Here is a 20,621-nt window from a genome sequence, read left to right as displayed (position 1 = left end):
GTTAGAATCTTAAGCTCTTCCTAGGAAAGGCGTAAAGGCCTTGGCCGGTAACTTCTTCCGTTACGTCTGGCGGCACAGCCGGCGCGAGCAATTGATCGTGCTGTGTTTCGTGCTGTTCTCCCTACCGTTCTACTGGTGGTCGCTCGACGTCCCCAAGCGCATCGTCAACGAGGCCATTCAGGGCGACGTCTTCGCCCATGGCGAGACCTCGGCGCGCCTGTTCGACATCACCCTGTCGCTGCCCGATTTTCTCGGCGGCTGGAGCTGGCACGTCACCGACGGATTGATGCTGGCGCAGGTGCCCTATCTGTTCGCGCTGAGCATGGTTTTCCTCGTGCTCACGCTGATCAATGGCTGGTTCAAATACGTCATCAACATCCGCAAGGGCGTGCTCGGCGAGCGCATGCTGCGGCGGTTGCGTTTCGAGCTGTTTGCGCTCGCCATGCGCTTCCGCCCGGAGGATGTGCGCACCACCAAATCGGCCGAGGTCACCTCGATGATCAAGGACGAGGTGGAGCCGATCGGCGGCTTCTTCGGCGAGGCCTTCATCACCCCGGCTTTTCTCGGCACGCAGGCGCTGACCGCCATGGCGTTCATCCTGACGCAGAATCTGTGGCTGGGCACGCTGGCGCTGGCGCTCATCCTCGTGCAGGGCATCGTCATCCCGCATCTGCGGCGCGAGCAGATACGCCTCGGGCGGATGCGTCAGATCGAGTCGCGCGTGCTCGCCGGGCGCATCGGCGAGATGGTGGAGGCGGCCCCCGCCCTGCATGTCTACGGCGTCACCGGCTACACCGCCTCGGAGATCGGCAAGCGGCTCGGCACGCTGTTCGACATCCGCCTGCGGCTCTACCGCCGCAAATTCGCGGTGAAGTACCTCAACAACCTGCTCGCGCAGCTCACGCCCTTCATCTTCTACACGCTGGGCGGCTATCTCGCGCTGCAGGGCAAGCTCGACATCGGCCAGCTGGTCGCCGTCATCGCCGCCTATCGCGACCTGCCGACCCCGATCAAGGAACTGATCGACTGGGACCAGCAGCGCGCCGATGTGACGGTGAAGTATGAACAGGTGGTCGGGGCCTTCTCCAAGGAATTCCTGATGCCGAAGGAGCCGGCCGAGCTGCCGGCGCCGATCCCCGCTGACGCGCCGATCACGCTGGTCGGCCTGCGCGTCGTCAATGGGCGCGGCATCGTGCAGGTGGACCGCATGTCCGCCGCCATTGCCCGCCCGGCCCGCGTCGCGCTGGTCGGGCCCACGGGGAGCGCGCGGGACGTGATCCCCAAGGTGCTCGGCCGGCAGATCACCGACTATCAGGGCAGCGCCACCCTCGGCAGCCACGAGATCGGCACGATGAACGACGCCGAGGCGAGCTCGGCGCTGCTCTATGTCTCCGGCGAGCCCTACATCATGTCCGGCACCATCCGTGACAATCTCTGCCTCGCTTTGCGCCGCGCCACGCCGCCGGAGGAGGAGCCGAAGGACAGCTGGGCGCGCTACTGGCGCGACGAGGCGCGGATGACGGAGAACCCCACCGTCTCCCCCGAGGCCGACTGGATCGACTATCGCGGCTTCGGCATCGAGGGGCCGGAGGCGCTCAACGCCGCCATCGTCGCCGCGCTGCGCGTCGTGCGCGGCTATGACGACATCTTCCGCGTCGGCATGAGCAGCCAGCTCGGCGATAATCTCGACCCGGCGGTGGCGGCGCGGCTGCTGGAGGCACGCGGGGCGATCCTCGCGCGTGTCGAGGCCAAGGGCATGGGCGGCTTTGTCGAGACCTTCATGCCGGACCACTTCAACACCAGTGCCTCGATCGGCGTGAACCTGCTGTTCGGCGTGTCCATCGGCTCGCGCTTCGCGCCGGAGAACCTGGCGCATGACCCGTTCGTGCGCTCGATCATCGCCGCCGAGGCGCTGGTCGGCCCGCTGACCGCCATCGGGCTGAAGATGGTGGAGACGGTGGCGGAAGCCTTCCAGGGCCTCGCCGCCAGCAACCCGCTGCGCGAGCGCTACTCCTTCATCGACGAGGCGGAGCTGGGCGAATTGTGGCCGCAGCTCCAGCAGACCTGGCAGCGCGGCCAGCGCCGGCAGTTCTCGCCGGAGCTGCGCGACAAGCTGATCGGCTACGCGCTGATGTATGTCGAGCCGCAGCACCGGCTGAACCTGATCGACGACCAGCTGGTCGCCCGCGTGCTGCGGGCGCGGGCGAGCTTCCGCGAATTCCTGCCGGCGGCGGATGCCGACCAGATCGAGTTCTACGATCCCGGCCGGCTGATGCCAGCGGCCTCGATCCGCGACAACCTGCTGTTCGGCCGCATCCGCTACGGCAAGGTGCATATGCGCGAGAAGATCGTCGCCGCCGCCGCGCAGGTGTTGGACGAGCTCGATCTCGAGACCTTCGTGGTCGCGCGCGGCCTCGATCAGGAGGCGGGACCGGGCGGGCGTCTGCTCTCGCCGCAGCAGCGCGTGACGGTGCAGCTCGCCCGCGCCATGTTGCGCCGGCCGGATATTCTCATCCTCGACGGCGCCCTCTCTAGCTTCGGAGCCGGAGAGGCGCATATGATCATGGAGAATATTTTCGAGGCGATGTCCGGGAAAACCGTCATTGCCACGCAGTCGAACGATGATGAACTTGGTGCGTTCGATCTGGTGATGACGTTCGAAGGAGCGAAACTCACCGGTACCGACCGCAAGGGAGGTGCCGAGGCGGCATCACCCGAGGAGAGGGAGCCGGCGCCGCAGGCGGCGTCCGTTCCCAAGGAGGCTGTGAAATGACCATCGAGGACGAGGTCCGGTCCCTCCAGAAGTTCCGGATGTTCCACAATGTCGAGACCGCCAAGCTCAAGCTGATGGCGATGATCGCCGACCGGGTGGTGTTCCATCCCGGTGAGGTGATCTATGCGCAGGGCGATGCCTCGGACGCGGTCTACATCGTGCTGGACGGCCAGTTCAAAGTGTCGCTCAACACGTCCGCCGGCGTGATCGACTTCGCCGAGCATGTGCGCGGCGCGCTGCTGGGCGAGGCGGGCGTGCTGTGCGACCAGGTGCGCATGGCCACCATCACCGCCGAGACGACAGTGACGGCGCTGCGCATCGACCGCGAGCCCTTCCTGCAGCTGCTGCACGAATCCCAGCCCTTCAACCATGCGGTGATGCGCGAGCTCGGCCGGCAGATCATGGACCTCAACAACATCTGCGCCCAGCTGGTCCAGCGCCTGCCCAAGGGCACGCCGGCGGCCGATGCCGGCCGTCACCTCGCCGCCCCAGCGACATCGCCGGTGCATTGACCGCTCCATGGCGCTGACCTCGACCACTCCCCCAGCCGAGGCGGCGATTGGAACGCGCGGAGATCTGCGCGATCTCCCCTGGGCGTGCATGGCGCGGCTCTGGTCCGGCATCGTGCTGTTCGCCTTCGTGCTGACGCATCTCTTGAACCACGCCGTGGGCATCTTCGGCGTCGGGGCGATGGAATATGCCCAGCAATGGCGCTGGCTGCTATGGCAGTCCTGGCCGGGCACGGTGCTGCTCTATGGCTCGGTCGCCATCCACATGGTGCTGTCCGCCTACCGCATCACGCTTCGCCGCACCTGGCGGATGCCGAAGGACGAGGCGTGGCAGATCGTCTCCGGCCTCGCCATTCCGTTCCTGATCGTCGGTCACATCGTCAACACCCGCGTCGCCGGTTCCTGGTTCGGCGGCGATATCGGCTATCAAGGCGTGCTGGCCCGCATGTTTCCGGCGGCGGTGTTCTCGCAGTCCATGCTGCTCGTCATGTCGTGGAGCCACGGGGTGATTGGCCTGCACCATGCGCTGCGCTACCAGCACTGGTACCGCAGCGCGCGGGTCGCCGGGCTCGTGCTGGCGGTGCTGATCCCGTTCCTCGCCATGGCCGGCTTCATCGCCGCCGGGCGCGAGGCCTTGCAGGCCGGCCCGCCGGCGCCACGCACGCCCGAGCAGCAGGCCGGGCTCGACCGGATCGACATGATGCTTACCAGCGGCGTCGCCGGCTTCGCGCTCGCCTTTGTCGGGCTGATGGGCATGTTCTACATCCGCCGGCGGGTCGGCAACACCATCACCATCACCTATCGCGGCTACGGCCCGGTGGACGTGCCCTCCGGCACCTCGGTGCTGGAGGCGAGCCGGATGCATCACATCCCGCATCCCTCGACCTGCCGCGGGCGTGGGCGCTGCTCGACCTGCCGGGTGCAGATCCTCGCCGGCGCCGACGCACTTCCCGAGCCCTTCGGCGCCGAGCGCGCGGTGCTGGCGAGCATCGGCGCGCCTAGCTCGGTGCGCCTCGCCTGCCAGATTCGCCCGGCGCACAGCCTGTCGGTGCGCGTGCTCATGCCGGTGCTCGGCCATCGCTTTGGCGGCGATCTCGACGCGGAAGCGCGCGAATGGGCGATGGAGCGCGATGCCACTGTGCTGGTGCTCGATGTGCGCGCCTTCACCACGCTCACCCATAACCGCCTGCCCTATGAGATCGCCGTTCTGGTCAACCGCTTCTCCGCCGAGATGACGCAGACAGTGGAGAGCCATGGCGGGCGCATCGACCAGATGTTCGGCGACGGGCTGATGGCGGTGTTCGACGCCTCCGACAAACCGGCAAGCGGTGCCCGCGCCGCGCTGCGCGCCGCCCGCGACATGGCGCGCGTGCTCGATCTGCTGAACTCGGAGATGCGCGGCGTGCTGCCGATCCCGATCCGCGCCGGCATCGGCGTGCATACCGGCTCCATCGTGCTGGCCCGCGTCGGCGACGGGCTGGATGACAATCTCATCCGCGCCATCGGTAATACGGTGGCGGTGTCCTTCGCGCTGGAATCGGCCTCGAAGGAGTTCCTGGCCGACTATGTGGTCTCGGCGGAGACGGCCAAGGCATCGGGCTTCGATTTTTCGCGGCTGCAGCCGCGGGAGGTGACGGTGGATTCCAACGGCATGAGCGTGACCGCCTATGCGGTGCCGGATGCGGCGACGCTCGACGCGGTCATGGCCGGCGGGGTAATGCTCGGCATGCTCGGAGCGGCGAGGAGCTAGCGTGGCAAGGCCGGGGGGAGATCTCAGTGTGATGCCGTCCGCGGGGGCGGGCACGGATGTGCTGCGCATCGAGGATCTGAGGATTTCCTTCGTCACCCATGGCCAGCTCACCGAGGTGGTCAAGGGCGTGTCGCTGCGCGTGCCGGCCGGCAAGACCGTGGCGCTGGTCGGCGAGAGCGGCTCGGGCAAGACCGTGATCTCGCAGGCCATCATGGGCCTGCTGCCGCGCAACGGCGTGGTGGAGGGCGGGCGCATCCTGTTCGCCGACCCCGCCCCCGGCGGCAAGACGCTGGACATCGCCACCCTCTCGCGCGACGGGCGGACCATTCGCAAGCTGCGCGGCGGGCGGATCGGCATGATCTTCCAGGAGCCGATGTCCTCGCTCTCGCCGGTCCACACCATCGGCAACCAGATCGAGGAGGCGCTCCAGCTCCACCGCCCGCATCCGCGCCGCGACGCGCGGGCGGCGACGGAGAAGATGCTGGGGCTGGTGGGTTTTCGCGACCCGCACCGCTCCTATGACCAGTACCCGTTCGAGCTGTCCGGTGGCCTGCGCCAGCGCGCCATGCTCGCCATGGCGCTGATCTGCCAGCCGGCGCTGCTCATCGCCGATGAGCCGACCACGGCTTTGGATGTCACCATCCAGGCGCAGGTGCTCAAGCTGATGAAGGATCTCCAGGCCGAGATGGGCATGGCGATCCTCCTCATCACTCATGACCTCGGCGTCGTCGCCAACATGGCGGACGAGGTTGTGGTGGTCTATCGCGGGCAGGTGATGGAAGCCGGCACGGTGGATGACGTGTTCCGCCACCCGGAGCACCCCTATCTCAAGGCACTGCTGAAGGCCTCGCCGGATTTCGACATGAAGCCGGGCGAGCGGCTGGTGGCACTGCGCGAGGTGGCCCCCGTCCTGCCAAAGGGCTTCGGCCGCCGCGAGACCAACGCCAATACCCCGCCGCTGCTCACCGTGCGCAACCTGCGCAAGAGCTATGGTGCGAAGAACAACCGCGTGGTCGCGGTGGAGGATGTCAGTTTCGACGTGGCGCGCGGCCAATGCCTCGGGCTGGTCGGCGAGAGCGGCTCGGGCAAGACGACGGTCGGCCACATGATCATGCGCTCGCGCAGCGCCGATGGCGGCTCGGTCGTGTTCAACGACGGGTCCGGGCCGGTCGACGTGCTGGCCCTCGGCGAGCGGCAATTGCGCGATTTCCGCCCGCGCATGCAGATGATCTTCCAGGATCCGGTGTCCTCGCTTTCCCCGCGCATGACCGTGCTCGACATCATCCGCGAGCCGCTGATCATCCAGAACCGCGGCACCGAGGCCGAGCAGAAGCGCCGGGCGGTGGAGCTGATGGAATGCGTCGGGCTCGATCCGCGCTTTCTCAGCCGCTACCCGCACAGCTTCTCCGGCGGCCAGCGCCAGCGCATCGGCATCGCCCGCGCCCTCGCGCTCAACCCGGACCTCATCATCTGCGACGAGCCGGTCTCGGCGCTCGACGTCTCCGTGCAGGCGCAGGTGCTGAACCTGCTGAAAGACCTGCAAAGCTCGCTCGGCCTCACCTATTTCTTCATCTCGCACAATCTGGCGGTGGTGCATTACATGGCCGCGCGTATCGCGGTGATGGCGCGCGGGCGCCTCGTCGAGATCGGTCCGCGCGAGGCGATCTTCCACCGGCCGGCGCATCCCTATACGCGCACCCTGCTCAAGGCCGTGCCGCTGCCCGATCTCGACCGGCGGCTGGATTTCGCCACCTGCGTGCCCACCGGCGGCGCCTCCGACCCGTCGAGCTGGCCGGAGGAGTTCCGCCCGGCGGGTGCGGGGCGTCTCGGGCTGATCGACCTCGGCGGCGGCCATTGCGTGCTGGCCGACCAGGACTGCACCGCCCGCGACCTGACGGCGGCGTGAGGGCGACATGCGGCGGTGCCTTCCCCTTTGCCTGTTGCTTGCCCTTCTCGCGGCGCTGACGAGCGCCCCGGCGCAGGCGCGCGGACGCGACCTCTCCAAGGAGCCGCCGGTCTTCGTGCGCGCCATTCTGGAGGGGCAGCTTCCCCCGCTCGCCGAGCGCCTGCCGGAGAACCCGCGCGTTATCGACCTGCCGGCCATGGGCCGCACGCCCGGCCATTATGGCGGCACGCTGCGCATGCTGATGGGCGACCAGAGGGACATCCGCTTCATCACCATTTACGGCTATGCGCGCCTCGTGGTGTTCGACACCCAGGGCAACCTCGTGCCGGACATCCTCGAAAGCGTGGATGTGCAGGAAGGGCGCATCTTCACCCTGCATCTGCGCAAGGGCCATCGCTGGTCGGACGGCCAGCCCTTCACGGCGGAGGACTTCCGCTACTGGTGGGAGGATGTCGCTAATAATGACCGGCTCAGCCCCGGCGGGCCACCCATGCAGATGGTGGTGCAGGGCGAGGCCGCCCGCTTCGAGGTGATCGACGCCACCACGGTGCGCTACAGCTGGTCAATGCCCAATCCGGGCTTCCTGCCGGCACTGGCGGGCGCGCAGCCTTTGGTCATCGCCATGCCCGCCCATTACATGAAGCAGTTCCACCAGACATATGCCGATCCGCTGAAGCTCTCGGCGCTGATCAAGCTGGAGCGGGTGAAGGACTGGACGGCGCTGCATGACCGCATGGCGCGGGCCTACCGGCCGGAGAACCCGGAGCTGCCGTTGCTCGGGCCGTGGATCCCGAAGACCGATCCGCCGGCGGAGTTCTTCATCTTCAAGCGCAACCCGTTCTATCACCGGGTGGACGAGGAGGGCCGGCAGCTCCCCTATATCGACGAGATCACCATGTCGATCGGCACCTCCTCGCTGATCCCGGCCAAGGTGACGGCGGGCGGATCGGATCTCCAGGCACGCTACATCTCCTTCGCCGACTACACTTTCCTCAAGGCGGCGGAGGCGCGCGGTCACTACAAGGTGCGGCTCTGGGAGCGCGGCGAGGGCGCCTTCGTGGCGCTGGTGCCCAATCTCAATGTGAAGGACGAGGCGTGGCGCGCGCTGCTGCGCAATGTCGATGTGCGCCGGGCGCTCTCGGTGGCCATCAACCGGCACGACATCAACCAGGTGATCTTCTTCGGCCTCGGCCATGAGGGCGCCAACACGGTCATACCCGGCAGCCCGCTCTACAAGCAGTCCTATGATCAGGCTTGGTCGCAATACGACCCGGCGCTGGCCAATAAGCTGCTCGACGCCGCCGGCCTCGACAAGCGCGACAGCGACGGCTTCCGCCTGCTTCCCGACGGGCGGCGGGCGGAGATCACCGTGGAGACCTCCGGCGACAACATGGAGGAGACCGACATCCTCGAACTGGTCGCCCATGACTGGTACAAGGTCGGCATCCGCCTCTTCGTGCGCGGCACGCAGCGCGACCTGCTGCGCCGCGGTGTCATCGCCGGCAATGTGACCATGGCGGTGTGGCCCGGCATGGACAACGCCATTCCCGGCCCGGACATGTCGCCCGACGCGCTGGCGCCGACCAATTCCATGCAGTTCCAGTGGCCGCTCTGGGGCCAGTATGTCGACAGTGCGGGCCGCGAGGGCGAGAAGCCCGCTCTGCCGGCGGCGCAGGAGCTTATCGACCTCGCGAAGAAGTGGCGCCAGTCCATCACCAGCGCGGAGCGCGCCGCCATCTGGACGCGGATGCTGGAGATCAATGCCGACGAGGTGTTCACCATCGGCATCGTCAACCGCATTTCCCAGCCGGTGATCGTCAGCGACCAGCTGCGCAACGTGCCCGAGGTCGGCATCTACAGCTTCGAGCCGGGTGCCTATTTCGGCATGTACATGCCCGATACCTTCTGGTTCGACGACGGAACCTCCACGCTCGACGTGACCAGGGATTGAGCCATGCTGCTGCGCTACATCCTCCGCCGCATGCTCATCATGATCCCGACGCTGCTGGTCACCAGCGCGCTGATCTTCACCGTGATGGAGCTGCCGCCGAGCGACTATTTCGAGACCTATGTCGCGGAAATGGCGGCGCAGGGCGAGAAGGCAGACACCAGCCGCATCGAGTTCCTCAAGCGCGAATACGGCTTCGACAAGCCGGCCATCGAGCGCTACTTCCTTTGGGTCACCGGCTTCGTGCAGGGCGATTTCGGCTACTCCTTCGAGTACGAAATGCCGGTGCGCGACGTGGTGGGCGAGCGCCTCGCGCTCACCGTGCTGGTCTCGGTCTGCACCATCCTGATGACCTGGGCGGTCGCCTTCCCGATTGGCATCTATTCGGCCACGCACCAATATAGCTGGGGCGATTACGGGCTGACCTTTCTCGGGCTGCTCGGTATCGCCGTGCCGCACTTCCTGTTGGCGCTGATCTTCATGTATTTCGCCAATGTGTGGTTCGGCCTCTCCATTGGCGGGCTGATGGACCCGGTCTATTTCAACCAGCCGATGAGCTGGGCGAAGGCGCAGTCGATCCTCGCGCATCTGTGGATTCCCGTCATCATCATCGGCGCCGGCGGCACCGGGACGATGGTGCGCGCCATCCGCGCCAACCTGCTCGACGAGTTGCAGAAGCAGTATTATGTGACCGCCAAGGCCAAGGGCCTGCCGCCGGGCAAGGCGCTGCGCAAATACCCGCTGCGCATGTCGCTCAACTTCTTCGTCTCGCACATCGGCGACGTGCTCCCGAGCATCGTCTCGGGCTCGGAGCTGACCGCCGTCGTGCTCTCGCTGCAGACCACCGGGCCGCTGCTGCTGCGCGCGCTGCAGAGCCAGGACATGTATCTGGCCGGCTCCTTCCTCTTGTTCCTGTCCTGCCTCACCGTCGTCGGCGTGCTGATTTCCGACATCGCGCTCGCCTTCCTCGACCCGCGCATCCGGCTTCAGGGGGGCAGCACGAAATGAGCGCGCCCGCCGCCCCGGAACTCTCGTCCACCTTGCCGCCCGCCGGCGCGCCGCTGCCGCATTACGTCGCCACCGGGGCCTTCGACCCCAAGGCGATGGAGCCGATGACCCCCGAGCAGGAGCGGGTCACGCTCGCCTCCCAGCTCACGCTGATGTGGTGGAAGTTCAAGCGCCACCGGCTGGCGCTGGCCTCCGGCATTTTCCTCGCCGTGCTCTACGCGGCGATCCTGATCTGCGAATTCCTCGCGCCCTATAACTACCAGGAGCGCCACACCGACTTCATCCGCAGCCCGCCGCAGGCCATCCACCTGTTCCATCAGGGCAGCTTCGTCGGGCCGTTCACCTATGGGCTGAACTACAAGCTCGACATGGACACGCTGCGCCGGACCTATACCGAGGACACCAGCCGCGTGTACCCCGTGCGGTTCTTCTGCCGGGGCGACAGCTACCAGTTCTGGGGGATGATCGAGGGCAACCGGCACCTGATGTGTCCGGGCGAGGGCGGCACGCTGTTCCTGCTCGGCACCGACCGGCTGGGCCGCGACATGCTCTCGCGCCTCATCTATGGGGCGCGCATCTCGCTGACCATTGGCCTCATCGGCATCGCCGTCAGCTTCACGCTCGGCGTCGTGATCGGCGGTCTCGCCGGCTATTATGGCGGGCTGTTCGACCTCCTGGTGCAGCGGGTGATTGAGGTCGTGCAGTCGCTGCCGCATATCCCGCTCTGGCTGGCGCTGTCCTCCATCATGCCGCCGAGCTGGAGCCCGATCGTGGTCTATTTCGGCATCACGGTGATCCTCGGGCTGATGGACTGGACCGGGCTCGCCCGCGCCGTGCGCTCCAAGCTCTTGTCGTTGCGCGAGGATGATTATGTCGTCGCCGCCCAGCTCATGGGCGCGCGCACGCCGCGCATCGTCTTCCGGCATCTGGTGCCCGGCTTCATGAGCCACTTGATCGCCATGGCGACCATCGCCATTCCCTCGATGATCCTCGGCGAGACCGCGCTCTCCTTCCTCGGCCTCGGCCTGCGCCCGCCCATCACCAGCTGGGGCGTGATGCTGAACGAGGCGCAGAACATCAACATCGTCGTGCTCTACCCCTGGCTGATCCTGCCGGTGGTGCCGGTGATCGCGGTGATCCTCGCTTTCAACTTCCTCGGCGACGGCCTGCGCGACGCGGCCGACCCCTATCGCTGAGGTGTGGGAAACCGCATGTCCGAAACCTCGACGTCTGGCCTGTCGCGCCTTGAGAAGACGCTGTTCCGGCTGGAGGCGCAGCACGCCTGCCTTGCCTATGCCTTCGACGCCATCGCCGCTCTTCCCGGCCCGGTGGTGGAGTTCGGCCTCGGCCTCGGGCGCACCTTCGATCACCTGCGCCGCCATCTGCCGGACCGGGAGATCTTTGTTTTCGACCGGGTGAACAAGGCTTATCCCGACTGCCAGCCGGACCCTGCGCATCTCCTCCTCGGCGAGATCGAAGAAACGCTGCCCCCGCTCGCCCTGGGCCTTGCCGGGCGGGTGGTGCTGGCCAATGCCGATCTCGGTTCCTTCGACCGTGAGAGCAACCGCGCGGTGGCGGCGATGTGCGCCCGTCTGCTGCCCCCGCTCCTCGCGCCGGGCGGGCTCATCATGTCCGACCTGCCATTGGCGCTTGAGGGTTTTGAGACGGTGAAGCTGCCGCCGGGGGCGCGGGAAGGGCGCTACTATCTCTACCGGCGTCCGGTCTCAAGCTGATCGCCCAGCGCGACGAAGCGCGCGACCCCTGAATCCAGCAGCCGGCCGATCATCGTGTCGATGAAACGGTCGATCCAGCCATCATGCACGAGGTGGTGGGTGAGCAGGCCGATGGGCTCCAGCGTGCCCGGCGGTGATGCCAGTTCCTCGGTGATGAGGCCGGCCATGAGGTCGATCAGCCCGACCTCGTCGGCGAGCCCGCCGCCGCCCTTCCAGTCAATCGGATCCCAATGGGTGTTGAGCGCGACAAGCCCCGGCGCGGCCTCACGCGTGGTGCGGCGCTTGAAGGTGGAAAGCGCGGCATAGCCCTCGTCCGCCAGCATGGGCACGAGCGCCGGCGCGATGCGGTTCCAGGGCGGCACGAAGACTGGCCGCGCCTGCGCGCCGAACATCGCCTCGATCCGTTCGCTGGCGCTGCGGGCTTCGACGGCCATCACCTCGGCAAGGCGATGCGCGCCGAATTCGGCCTTCTTCTGATCGGGCGGGGCGTGGTTCTCATGGGCCAGGCCATGCACGAGCGCCGTCACCCGGCGCTCTTCGCGCAGCCGCGCGGCCAGCGCCGGGGTGGCGCGGGCGGGGATGACGGCGAGCGAGAGCGGCACCTGCCAGCGCGCGGCGCGGGCGAGCAGCGCGTCGAGCGCGGGTGTCGGCGCCACTGCGTCATCGTCGCGCCACCAGAAATCGAGGATGCGCCCGGCCGCGCGGGCCTGCGCGAGAACACCGTCGAGCCGCTGCCAGGCCGCCTCCACCCGGTCGCGGTGGGCGAGAAGGTCGTTCAGGACGGTCGCGGTGCGGGCGGCGCCGTCGCGGCCGATGGCGGACCAGTCGGGCCGGGGGGCAGCGAGGAGATCGCGGGCGGCCTCGGTCAATGCCGGCGTCGTCAGCGTCTCCAGCGCCAGCACGCGGGCAAGGCCGCGCCGGTCGAGTTCGCCGGCGCGCAGGGTCTGCTCCTTCTCGGCCCCCTCTGCGAAGGGCACGAGAATGGCGCGGGCATTGGCGGCGGCGAGGTCCAGCACCGTGTTGTAGCCGGCCTGGCTGATGGACAGTGCCGCGCGGGCGAGCAGGGCCGGGAAATCCGGCCGCGCCCGCTCCACCACCATATTCGGCGGGGCAAGGGTGGCGAGCGCATCGAAGGCTTCCGGCGAGACGCCGGCGCCGATGAGCAGGCGCCAGCGCCGCTCCGGCATCAGGCGGGCCGCCTCCACCGTCAGACGGGCGAGCGGCAGGCCGGCCGCCGAGCCGCCGCCGGAGACGAGGATCTCGTCCGTGCCGTCCGTGCCCGCGGCCTCTGTCCCCCGCGCGCCGTCATGCACATAGCCGGTCTCGATCAGCCGCCGTTCCAGCGCCGGCGTGCTGGGCCAGGAGGCGCTGAGCGGCACGACGCCGGTGGCGCCGTGAAACAGCACGCCGTCATAGAAGGCCCCGAGCTTGGCGAGCGCCTGTTCAGCCCGCTGCGGCCGCGAGGGCGGGTTCAGCACGTCGCGGATCGAGGCGAGAATGACCGGGCGCGGCGTCTGGCTCTGGGCATGGGCGAGCAGGGCGTCGAACTCGGACGCCAGCGAGCGGCGGCCGAGCGGGTAGAGCTCGGTGATCAGCACATCGGGCGCCGCCGCATCGAAGGCGGCCAGCAGCGCCTCGCGCCGCGCGGCGAAGTGGGCCGCATCCGCCAGCACTCCGGGCGCGGCATAGAGGGTGGCGAAATCCGTGCCGACGCAATGAACCGGGGGAAGTTGGACGAGGGTGCAGCCTTGCGTGTTGACGGTCGCGGCGGGGCGTCCGCCCGAGACCAGCGTTATCGCCCAGCCCGCGCCGCTAAGCGCGCGTCCCACCGCCGCCATGCGGGCGAGATGGCCGACGCCGAGCAGGTGCGTCACGGCGATCATCACGCGGGGCGTCGTCATGCGGAGTGTCGTCATGCGCGGTCCTCCGGCAGGGGTACATCGCTGGCGCGGAACGCCGCTTGAAGCGTCGCCGCCGCTTCAGGCAGGTCACGCTCGGCCGCGATGAAGCGGGCGGCGGCCTCACCCATGGCCCGGCGGCGGGCGGGGGCGGCGATGAGGTCGATCAGCGCCGCTCGGAAGGCGGGGATGTCGCCGGCGGGGGTGATGAGGCCGGTGGTGCCGGGCATCATCGTATCGGCGATGCCGCCATAGCCACCGGCAAGGCAGGGCAGGCCATGCGCCTGCGCCTCCAGATACACCGCACCGAACGCCTCGTTCACGCCCGGCCAGACGAACAGGTCGGAGGCGTGGAACAGGCCCCCGAGCGCCGCGCGGTCGGTGATCGCGCCATGGAAGCGCACGCAGGCGCCGAAGGGAGCAAAAGCCGCCTCGACCTCCGCGCAGGCGGGGCCGTCGCCGATGATGTCGAGGGTCCAGGGCGCCTCGACGCCGGCCAGCGCCTGCGCCAGCTGACGGTAGGAGGCAAGCTTGTCGCCCGCCCGCATCATGGCCAGCGTGACGAGGCGGACCGGCCCGGCGCCGCGCGGCGCGGCAGGCGCGCCAGCCAGCGGCCAGTCGGTGAGATCCAGGAAGGGCTTGAGATCGACGACACGCTGATACGGCGGGCGCAGCCGGTCCAGCACCTCGCGGTCGGCGGCTGTGGGCGTGAGGATAAGCGTCGCGGCGTCCATCGCCGCCTCCGCCCGCCGGTGGCCTTCCGCGAAGGGGCCCGCCGCGCGCTTCGGGGCGCGGGAGGCTTCCGCGATCACATAGGGCACGCCCAGCCGTGCCGCGAGGGCGGGGCCGATCAGGTCCGGCGCCTTGTAATAGACGTGGTAGGTGAAGACGCAGGCGATCTCCGACGGCCGGGTGGCGGCGAGGATGCGCTCCACCTCCTGCGCCGCTTCCCGCTCCAGCGCCGTCCAGTCCACCCGTGCCGGGTCGGTATGGAAGCTGCGGAAAGGGGAGGCCAGCTCCGCTTCATAACCGATTTGGCGCAGCAGCTTGAGGAAGAGCCGCGCCATGGTCCGGTCGCCCGAGGGCACCGGGTGGTCTGGCGATTTCAGCGGCGCGAGGAACAGGCAGCGCATGGCTCAGGCGCGGGCTGGGGCGGCAGACGCGCCCGCCGACTGCCGCATCCGGGTCTCCAGCCGGTCGATCCCGGCGTCAAAGGTGAAATCGGCGACGAGCCGTGCCCGTGCCGCCTCTCCGAGTGCGCGCCGCCGGTCAGGGGCGGCGATCAGCGCCGCCAGCGCCGCCGACAGCGCGGGCGCGTCGGCCGGCGGCACGAGCAGACCGTTCTCGCCATCGGTGACGAATTCCGGCACGCCGGCAAAGCGGGTGGAGACGATGGGCAGGGCCTGCGTGGCGGCTTCCATGATGACATTGGGCAGGCCGTCGCGGTCGCCATCCTCGCCCGGCTGGCTCGGCAGCACAAAGAGATCGGCCTCGCGCAGCGCAGCGATCACCGCCGTCTGCGCCTGGCTGCCGCGCCACTCGATGCGTCCGGCAATGCCGAGCCGCTCCGCCTGCTCCTTCAGGGGTGCAATGAGCGGGCCGGTGCCGATATGCACCAGCCGCCAGTTGAGCGCGGGCGGCAGGCCGCCGAGCGCGGTGAGCAGCGTGTCGAAGCCCTTTTTCGCCACCGCGCGGCCCACCGCGACCAGCCGCACCGGGTCGGCGGCATCGCTGCCATCCGCCTGCCGGTCGCGCACGGGCGGGGCGGGGAAGCGCTCGAGATCAAGCCCGTGATAGACCAGCTCGACCTTGCCAGCGGATGAACCCGCGACGCGGGTCAGTTCGCGCCAGCCATCGGCGGTGCAGGTCACGCCCCAGGCGGCATCGGCGATCTTCTCGCGCCGCTCCCATTCCGGGGTGGTCCAGATGTCCTTGGCATGGGCGGAGAAGGAGAAGCTGCGCCCGGTCAGCAGCGCGGCGTAGCGCGTCACCGAGCCCGGCGTGTGCAGAAAATGCACATGCAGATGGCCAATAGCGGGGTCCAGCTCGCGCGCGAGCACGCAGGCCTGCCCGAGCCGCCGCATCCGGTTCGGCGTCGGGTCGCGCAGGAGGTCGTGTAGGAACACGCCCATCAGCTCGCGAAAGCGCAAGCGGCGCACCGCATGGATGAGACCCTTGAGGACGCGGCGCGGATCGTCCTTCAGATATTCCGGCAAATAGAGCAGCCGCGCGGTGATCGCCTCATGCATCGGGTGCCGGTAGCGGTCGGTCGGGCGGCGCAGCGACCAGATGTCGAAGGCGAAGCCCCGCCGTTCCAGCTCAAGGATTTCCTGGGCGATGAAGGTTTCGGAGAGGCGCGGATAGCCCTTCAGCACGATGGCGAGGCGCGGGCCGGGCGTGGCATCCGGGGCAGATTCGGTGGGCCGGGCACCCTCCGGGCGCGCCGTTCCCGGCGGGGAACGCTCGAGCAAGTCAGCCCCCGACGCCGAGCGACGCGGCGCGCTCCGCCTGCGCCCCCAGATGCGGGCCGAGATGGTCGGCGATGCGGGTGAGGCCGTCGAGCACGCCGGGCATGTTGGCCTGCGAGGGGGGCGGCTGGTCGCGCAGGGCGGTGAGCGCCTGTGCCATCACCAGCGGGTCGCGCTCGGCCTCGCCGGCTTCCACCGGATCGACCAGCATGCGCACGAGGCCGAGCTTTTCGGCGCGCGTGGCGCGGATGAGCTGTTCCTGGCGCGGGCGCGAGCGCGGCACCAGCAGCGCCGGCTTGTCGAAGGAGAGGATCTCGCAAAACGTGTTGTAGCCGCCCATGGCGACCACGGCGGTGGCCCGGCTCATCAGCCGCTCGATCTTGGGATCGAAGGTGATGGCGTCGACCTTGGGCAGCCGCTCGATGCGCTCCATGAACTGGCCGCGCTGCTTGTTCGACAGGAAGGGGCCGAAGGTGATGACGGCAGGCAGCGGAATGTCCGGCGCCGCCTCATAGGCGGAGATCACCCAGTCGATCAGCCCGGCGCCGTCAGCGCCGCCGCCGGTGGTGACGAGGATGAAGGGGCCCTTGGTGGCACGCGGGTAGCGCATTGCCGAGGCCCCGCCCGGCACGGAGCGGCGCAGATAGCCGGTATAGACGATGCGCGAATGCAGGTCGGCCGGCATGGGGATGCCGTCGAGCGGGCGGTAGAACTCCTCCGCCCCATAGACCAGCACGTCGTCGTAATAATCGGTCATGGCGCGGATGGCGCCCTTGTCGTGCCACTCGGCGCGAATGACCTCCGGGCTGTCCAGCACGTCGCGAATGCCAATGATGCGGCGTGTGCCCATGCTGCCCATGAGCTTCAGGCTCGGCAGCAGCTCGCCGCGAAAGCCGGCTGGCTCCTTGTCGGCAATGAAGATGTCCGGCCGGAAGGATTCCGCCGTCTGGCGGATCAGCGCCTCGCGGATGGCGGTGACCTCGGCGACGTCGAGCCGGAGATTGGCGCTTGCGTAGCTGCCATTCTCGCTCTTGGCGACGCCCGGCACATGCACGAAATCGATGCCCGGCGCGAAATTGAAGCTGCCGGCGAGCGAAGAGCCGGAGATGATGAGCACCGAGAGGTCGCCATGGGCGGCGACCAGCGCATTGGCGATGGCGCGCGAGCGGCGGATATGGCCCAGCCCATAGGTGTCGTGGCTGTACATCAGGATGCGCGGCGTTCCGCGGCCCGGCCGGGAGAGCTCAGGCTGGGGAGCGGGGACGGGTGCGCGTTCCATCAATATACCCAATAGAGGATCGTCGCGGCTGCCCGGCCTGCACCCAGCGAGACGGCGATGATCCATTCCGAGATTAAGAATGATCGTAAGACGAGGGGCCGGCTGCTGTCGAGACTATCGGGAAACCGCGCCTTGCATAACTGCTAAACATTTTATCAGCGTGTCCGCGCGGCACTGCACAGCGGCGTCAGCGAAACCGCGCGGCGGGACGATAACCGCCCATTGCGCGGATGTGTGCCGGCGTTTCGACTTCGCACGGCGACGGTTGCTTTTCCCCGCGCGGGCGGCGATCGATGTGCGCAGACAGGATCACACAGCAAGGAGACGCCGGGATGAAGCTCGTTCGCTACGGTGAGGTCGGCCAGGAAAAGCCGGGCCTGGTGGATGGCTCCGGCGTGCTGCGCGGTCTCTCGGACTTTATTGCCGACATCACTGGCGAGGCGCTGCTGCCGGAGAGCCTCGCCCGCCTCGCCGCGCTCGATCCGGCCGAGCTGCCGGCGGTGGAGGGATCCCCGCGCTTTGGCGCGCCGGTGGGCGGCATCGGCAAGTTCGTCTGCGTCGGCCTCAATTATTCCGACCATGCCGAGGAAGCCGGCATGCCCATTCCAAACGAGCCGGTGCTTTTCATGAAGCCGACGAGCTGCATCGTCGGGCCGAATGACGATGTGGAAATCCCGCGCGGCTCGGAGAAGACCGACTGGGAGGTCGAGCTCGGCATCATCATCGGCAAGCCCGCGAAATATGTGGCGGTCGAGGACGCCTATGCGCATGTCGCCGGCTATTGCATCGTCAACGACGTCTCCGAACGCGCCTTCCAGCTGGAGCGCGGCGGGCAGTGGGACAAGGGCAAGGGCTGTGACACCTTCGGGCCCATCGGCCCGTGGCTGGTGACGACCGACGAGATCCCCGACCCGCACGTGCTCGACATGTGGCTGGAGGTTGATGGCCGGCGCCACCAGAACGGCTCGACGCGCACCATGATCTTCAGCGTGCCGTTCATCGTCTCCTATATCAGCCAGTTCATGAGCCTCCAGCCGGGCGACATCATCACCACCGGCACGCCGCCCGGTGTCGGGCTCGGCCATAAGCCGCCGGTCTATCTCAAGGCCGGCCAGACCATGCACCTGTTCATCGCCGGCCTTGGCGAGCAGCGCCAGCGGGCGGTGCCGGCGCGCTGAACGCTCGCTCACGCGGCGGCCGGCCTCAGGCCGAGCCGCGGGGCGAGGAGATGGTCGAGCGAGAACCGGCCCGGCCCATGGGCGAGGATGATGAGCAGACAGGCAGCCCAGGTGCCGTGGGTCGGCCAGGCGCCGGGATAGACCAGAAGCTGGATCACCAGCGTCATGCCGAGCAGCGCCAGCGCGGAGAGCCGGCTGGCGAGGCCGAGCACCAGCAGTACCGGGAACAGGTGCTCGGCCAGCGCCGCGAGATGTGCGGCGATGACGGGGCTAACGAGGGGGAGCTGGTACTCGTTTTCGAACAGGAAGACCGCACTGTCGGTCACCATGAAGCCCTCAACCTTGGTCTGGCCGGACTGCCAGAACACGCCGGCGATGGAGAGCCGCGCGATCAGCGCGATAAGATCGTGCGGGATGCGCCCGGCGAGGGCGCGGCCGGTCATGAGCAGGCGGGCAATCTCAGTCATGGGACGCTCCGGTGACGGCGCCGCTGGCGAGGGTGAGCGCGAGCGTGGCGGACAGGTTAAAGGCGGCGGCGGCCTGTGCCCCCTGCGCGGCGGCCTCCGTGAGGGTGAGGCCCTCAGTCAGCGCGGCAATGAAGGCGCCGGCGCCCGGCGGCAGGCGGTGGATCTCGACGGTGAGGTGGGGGCGGGTGACGAGCGCGTCCTCGCCGTCCCAGTGTTCGATCGGGGCGGGCGCGATCTCCCCCGCGTTCATCGCCCAGATCGTCACCACCGGATGGGGGGAGCGCAGGAGGGCGAGCGCGGGGTGTGGGGTAAGGCGCAGCCCCGCCACTTGCTCCGGCGTCAGCCCGGCAAGTGAGGCCGGATCGAGCGGGGCGGCGTCGGCGGCGTGGTAGGCGCGGCTGCGGGCATCTTCCAGCCGGGCGACATCCGGCAGATAGGGCAGGCTTTGCGCTGGCTCGAAACCGGCGAGAAAATCCGCGAACTCACCGCCATAGGTCATCATCAGCGGCGAGCGCGGGGGATGGGCGCTGACATAGAGCCGGGCGAGGGCGGCGAAGAAATCGTCGCCGACAATCGCCTTCACCGCCGGGTAGCGGGCGCCGAGCGCCTCCATCAGGCTGACCGTGACATTGTTGCGATAGACGGCGAAGCGCCGCGCGGGAGTTCCGCCATGCCACGCGGTCAACCCGTCGGGCACCGGCTGCGCCGGGTCGGCGAGGGCGGCGGCGAAGGCCGCCTGGGCGATGCCGGGATCAAGGTTCATGGCCGCCTCACGCCGCCCGCCGCCGGGATCGCGTCAGCAGGGCGTCCGCCGCTTCCGCTTCCGCGCGCAGCACCGGCCAGTCCGGCACGTCATTGTCCCATTCGATGAGGGTGGCGATGGGACCGGTACGGGCGATCACCTCGGCATAGAGCACCCAGACTTCGTCCGTCACCGGCGTGTCATGGCTGTCGATCAGCAGCGGCGCGCCATCGTCGTCCACCGTCGCGGCATGGCCGCTGAGATGGATCTCCCGCACCTCGGCCAGCGGAAAGCGGGCGAGATAGGCGCGTGGGTCGAGATGATGGTTGGTGGCGGCGACGAGCACATTGTTCACGTCGAGCAGCAGCCCGCAGCCGGTGCGCCGCGCGAGCTGCCCGAGGAAATCGGTCTCCTCGATCGTGCTGGCGGCGAAGCTCACATAGGTCGCCGGGTTCTCCAGCAGCATGGGCCGGCCGAGCGTCTCCTGCACGAGGTCGATGTGATCGGCAACGCGCTCCAGCGTTGCTTGCGTATAGGGCAGGGGCAGCAGGTCGTTGAGGAACACGCTGTCATGGCTCGACCAAGCGAGATGCTCGGAAAAGCTCTCGGGCTCGTAGCGGGCGCACAAGGTGCGCAGCCGGCTAAGATGGTCCCGATCCAGCGGCTGCATCGAGCCGATGGAGAGGCCCACGCCGTGGATCGACAGGGCGTAATCGGCCCGCAGCCGCGTGAGCTGCGCATGGGGCGGGCCGCCCGCGCCCATGTAATTCTCCGCATGAACCTCGAAGAAGCCGAGCGGCTGGCGCTCGGCAGTGATGGCGGCGAAGTGCTCCGGCTTGAAGCCGACGCCGGGGCGCGGGGGAAGAATGCTCGGAATCACGGGCGCCTCCTCAGGGCGGTGAAGGGCGCGGCGCGGTCGTGCATCTGGCACCAGGACCGCGCCGCCTTGTGTCGCGAGGCGA

General features: G+C 68.5%; 16 protein-coding genes. 9 read left to right on the top strand and 7 right to left on the bottom strand.

Going from position 1 to position 20,621, the window contains the following annotated elements; translation table 11 throughout:
• The first annotated feature begins 40 nt into the window (after positions 1–40).
• The 8 genes from OU996_RS02490 to OU996_RS02455 are packed head-to-tail and all read left to right on the top strand — an operon-like array spanning position 41 to position 11,627.
• The gene (locus OU996_RS02490) at positions 41–2,773 is read left to right on the top strand and encodes an ABC transporter transmembrane domain-containing protein (RefSeq protein WP_267584092.1); all 2,733 of its coding nucleotides are present in this window, start codon (positions 41–43) and stop codon (positions 2,771–2,773) included.
• Positions 2,770–3,285, top strand: a complete 516-nt coding sequence (locus tag OU996_RS02485) for a cyclic nucleotide-binding domain-containing protein (RefSeq protein WP_267584091.1) — start codon at positions 2,770–2,772, stop codon at positions 3,283–3,285. The genes OU996_RS02490 and OU996_RS02485 overlap by 4 nt, the downstream gene beginning before the upstream one ends.
• Positions 3,286–3,292: 7 nt before the next feature.
• Entirely contained in the window at positions 3,293–5,032 is a 1,740-nt protein-coding gene (locus OU996_RS02480) for a 2Fe-2S iron-sulfur cluster-binding protein (RefSeq protein ID WP_267584090.1), read from the top strand.
• A gap of 31 nt (positions 5,033–5,063) precedes the next feature.
• Entirely contained in the window at positions 5,064–6,938 is a 1,875-nt protein-coding gene (locus tag OU996_RS02475) for an ABC transporter ATP-binding protein (RefSeq protein WP_267585566.1), read from the top strand.
• Between the two features lie 7 nt (positions 6,939–6,945).
• A complete protein-coding gene (locus OU996_RS02470) occupies positions 6,946–8,889 on the top strand; it encodes an ABC transporter substrate-binding protein (RefSeq protein WP_267584089.1) in 1,944 nt (647 codons plus the stop codon).
• A gap of 6 nt (positions 8,890–8,895) precedes the next feature.
• Positions 8,896–9,894: an ABC transporter permease gene (locus OU996_RS02465; RefSeq protein ID WP_267585565.1), complete on the top strand. Its 999-nt coding sequence runs from the start codon at positions 8,896–8,898 to the stop codon at positions 9,892–9,894.
• Positions 9,891–11,090 carry an ABC transporter permease gene (locus OU996_RS02460; RefSeq protein ID WP_267584088.1) on the top strand — a complete coding sequence of 400 codons (1,200 nt, stop codon included), beginning with the start codon at positions 9,891–9,893 and terminating at the stop codon, positions 11,088–11,090. The genes OU996_RS02465 and OU996_RS02460 overlap by 4 nt, the downstream gene beginning before the upstream one ends.
• A gap of 15 nt (positions 11,091–11,105) precedes the next feature.
• Positions 11,106–11,627, top strand: a complete 522-nt coding sequence (locus tag OU996_RS02455) for a class I SAM-dependent methyltransferase (protein ID WP_267584087.1) — start codon at positions 11,106–11,108, stop codon at positions 11,625–11,627.
• Here the strand turns inward: OU996_RS02455 and OU996_RS02450 are convergent.
• The 4 genes from OU996_RS02450 to OU996_RS02435 form a co-directional block, all read right to left on the bottom strand.
• Positions 11,603–13,543, bottom strand: a complete 1,941-nt coding sequence (locus OU996_RS02450; protein WP_267584086.1) for a glycosyltransferase — start codon at positions 13,541–13,543, stop codon at positions 11,603–11,605. The genes OU996_RS02455 and OU996_RS02450 overlap by 25 nt on opposite strands.
• Complete coding sequence (locus OU996_RS02445; RefSeq protein ID WP_267584085.1) at positions 13,540–14,658, bottom strand: glycosyltransferase family 4 protein; 1,119 nt, start codon at positions 14,656–14,658, stop codon at positions 13,540–13,542. Before OU996_RS02445 ends, OU996_RS02450 begins: the two co-directional genes overlap by 4 nt.
• Positions 14,659–14,661: 3 nt before the next feature.
• On the bottom strand, positions 14,662–15,903 hold the full coding sequence (locus tag OU996_RS02440) for a glycosyltransferase (protein WP_267585564.1): 1,242 nt from the start codon (positions 15,901–15,903) through the stop codon (positions 14,662–14,664).
• Positions 15,904–15,997: 94 nt separating this feature from the next.
• Positions 15,998–17,272 carry a glycosyltransferase family protein gene (locus OU996_RS02435; RefSeq protein WP_267584084.1) on the bottom strand — a complete coding sequence of 425 codons (1,275 nt, stop codon included), beginning with the start codon at positions 17,270–17,272 and terminating at the stop codon, positions 15,998–16,000.
• A 332-nt stretch (positions 17,273–17,604) separates the two neighbouring features.
• Here OU996_RS02435 and OU996_RS02430 point away from each other — a divergent pair, with 332 nt between their 5' ends.
• A complete protein-coding gene (locus OU996_RS02430; protein WP_267584083.1) occupies positions 17,605–18,450 on the top strand; it encodes a fumarylacetoacetate hydrolase family protein in 846 nt (281 codons plus the stop codon).
• Between the two features lie 8 nt (positions 18,451–18,458).
• On the opposite strand, the gene OU996_RS02425 is transcribed toward OU996_RS02430, so the two are convergent.
• The 3 genes from OU996_RS02425 to OU996_RS02415 are packed head-to-tail and all read right to left on the bottom strand — an operon-like array spanning position 18,459 to position 20,539.
• A complete protein-coding gene (locus OU996_RS02425) occupies positions 18,459–18,917 on the bottom strand; it encodes a DoxX family protein (protein WP_267584082.1) in 459 nt (152 codons plus the stop codon).
• Positions 18,910–19,680: a DNA-binding domain-containing protein gene (locus OU996_RS02420; RefSeq protein ID WP_267584081.1), complete on the bottom strand. Its 771-nt coding sequence runs from the start codon at positions 19,678–19,680 to the stop codon at positions 18,910–18,912. Before OU996_RS02420 ends, OU996_RS02425 begins: the two co-directional genes overlap by 8 nt.
• 7 nt (positions 19,681–19,687) lie before the next feature.
• On the bottom strand, positions 19,688–20,539 hold the full coding sequence (locus OU996_RS02415; RefSeq protein WP_267584080.1) for a DUF692 domain-containing protein: 852 nt from the start codon (positions 20,537–20,539) through the stop codon (positions 19,688–19,690).
• Positions 20,540–20,621: the final 82 nt, after the last annotated feature.

Origin of the sequence: Ancylobacter sp. SL191, assembly GCF_026625645.1 — a bacterium.
In the GTDB taxonomy this organism is placed as follows: domain Bacteria; phylum Pseudomonadota; class Alphaproteobacteria; order Rhizobiales; family Xanthobacteraceae; genus Ancylobacter.
The sequence above is the reverse complement of the archived record's forward strand: the minus strand, read 5'-3'. Positions and strand labels throughout refer to the sequence as shown.

Coding starts and splice junctions, on each gene's coding strand:
- OU996_RS02485 (WP_267584091.1), top strand. CDS start 2,770: ATGACCATCGAGGACGAGGTCCGGTCCCTCCAGAAGTTCCGGATGTTC.
- OU996_RS02480 (WP_267584090.1), top strand. CDS start 3,293: ATGGCGCTGACCTCGACCACTCCCCCAGCCGAGGCGGCGATTGGAACG.
- OU996_RS02475 (WP_267585566.1), top strand. CDS start 5,064: ATGCCGTCCGCGGGGGCGGGCACGGATGTGCTGCGCATCGAGGATCTG.
- OU996_RS02470 (WP_267584089.1), top strand. CDS start 6,946: ATGCGGCGGTGCCTTCCCCTTTGCCTGTTGCTTGCCCTTCTCGCGGCG.
- OU996_RS02460 (WP_267584088.1), top strand. CDS start 9,891: ATGAGCGCGCCCGCCGCCCCGGAACTCTCGTCCACCTTGCCGCCCGCC.
- OU996_RS02455 (WP_267584087.1), top strand. CDS start 11,106: ATGTCCGAAACCTCGACGTCTGGCCTGTCGCGCCTTGAGAAGACGCTG.
- OU996_RS02450 (WP_267584086.1), bottom strand. CDS start 13,543: ATGACGACACTCCGCATGACGACGCCCCGCGTGATGATCGCCGTGACG.
- OU996_RS02445 (WP_267584085.1), bottom strand. CDS start 14,658: ATGCGCTGCCTGTTCCTCGCGCCGCTGAAATCGCCAGACCACCCGGTG.
- OU996_RS02435 (WP_267584084.1), bottom strand. CDS start 17,272: ATGGAACGCGCACCCGTCCCCGCTCCCCAGCCTGAGCTCTCCCGGCCG.
- OU996_RS02430 (WP_267584083.1), top strand. CDS start 17,605: ATGAAGCTCGTTCGCTACGGTGAGGTCGGCCAGGAAAAGCCGGGCCTG.
- OU996_RS02425 (WP_267584082.1), bottom strand. CDS start 18,917: ATGACTGAGATTGCCCGCCTGCTCATGACCGGCCGCGCCCTCGCCGGG.
- OU996_RS02420 (WP_267584081.1), bottom strand. CDS start 19,680: ATGAACCTTGATCCCGGCATCGCCCAGGCGGCCTTCGCCGCCGCCCTC.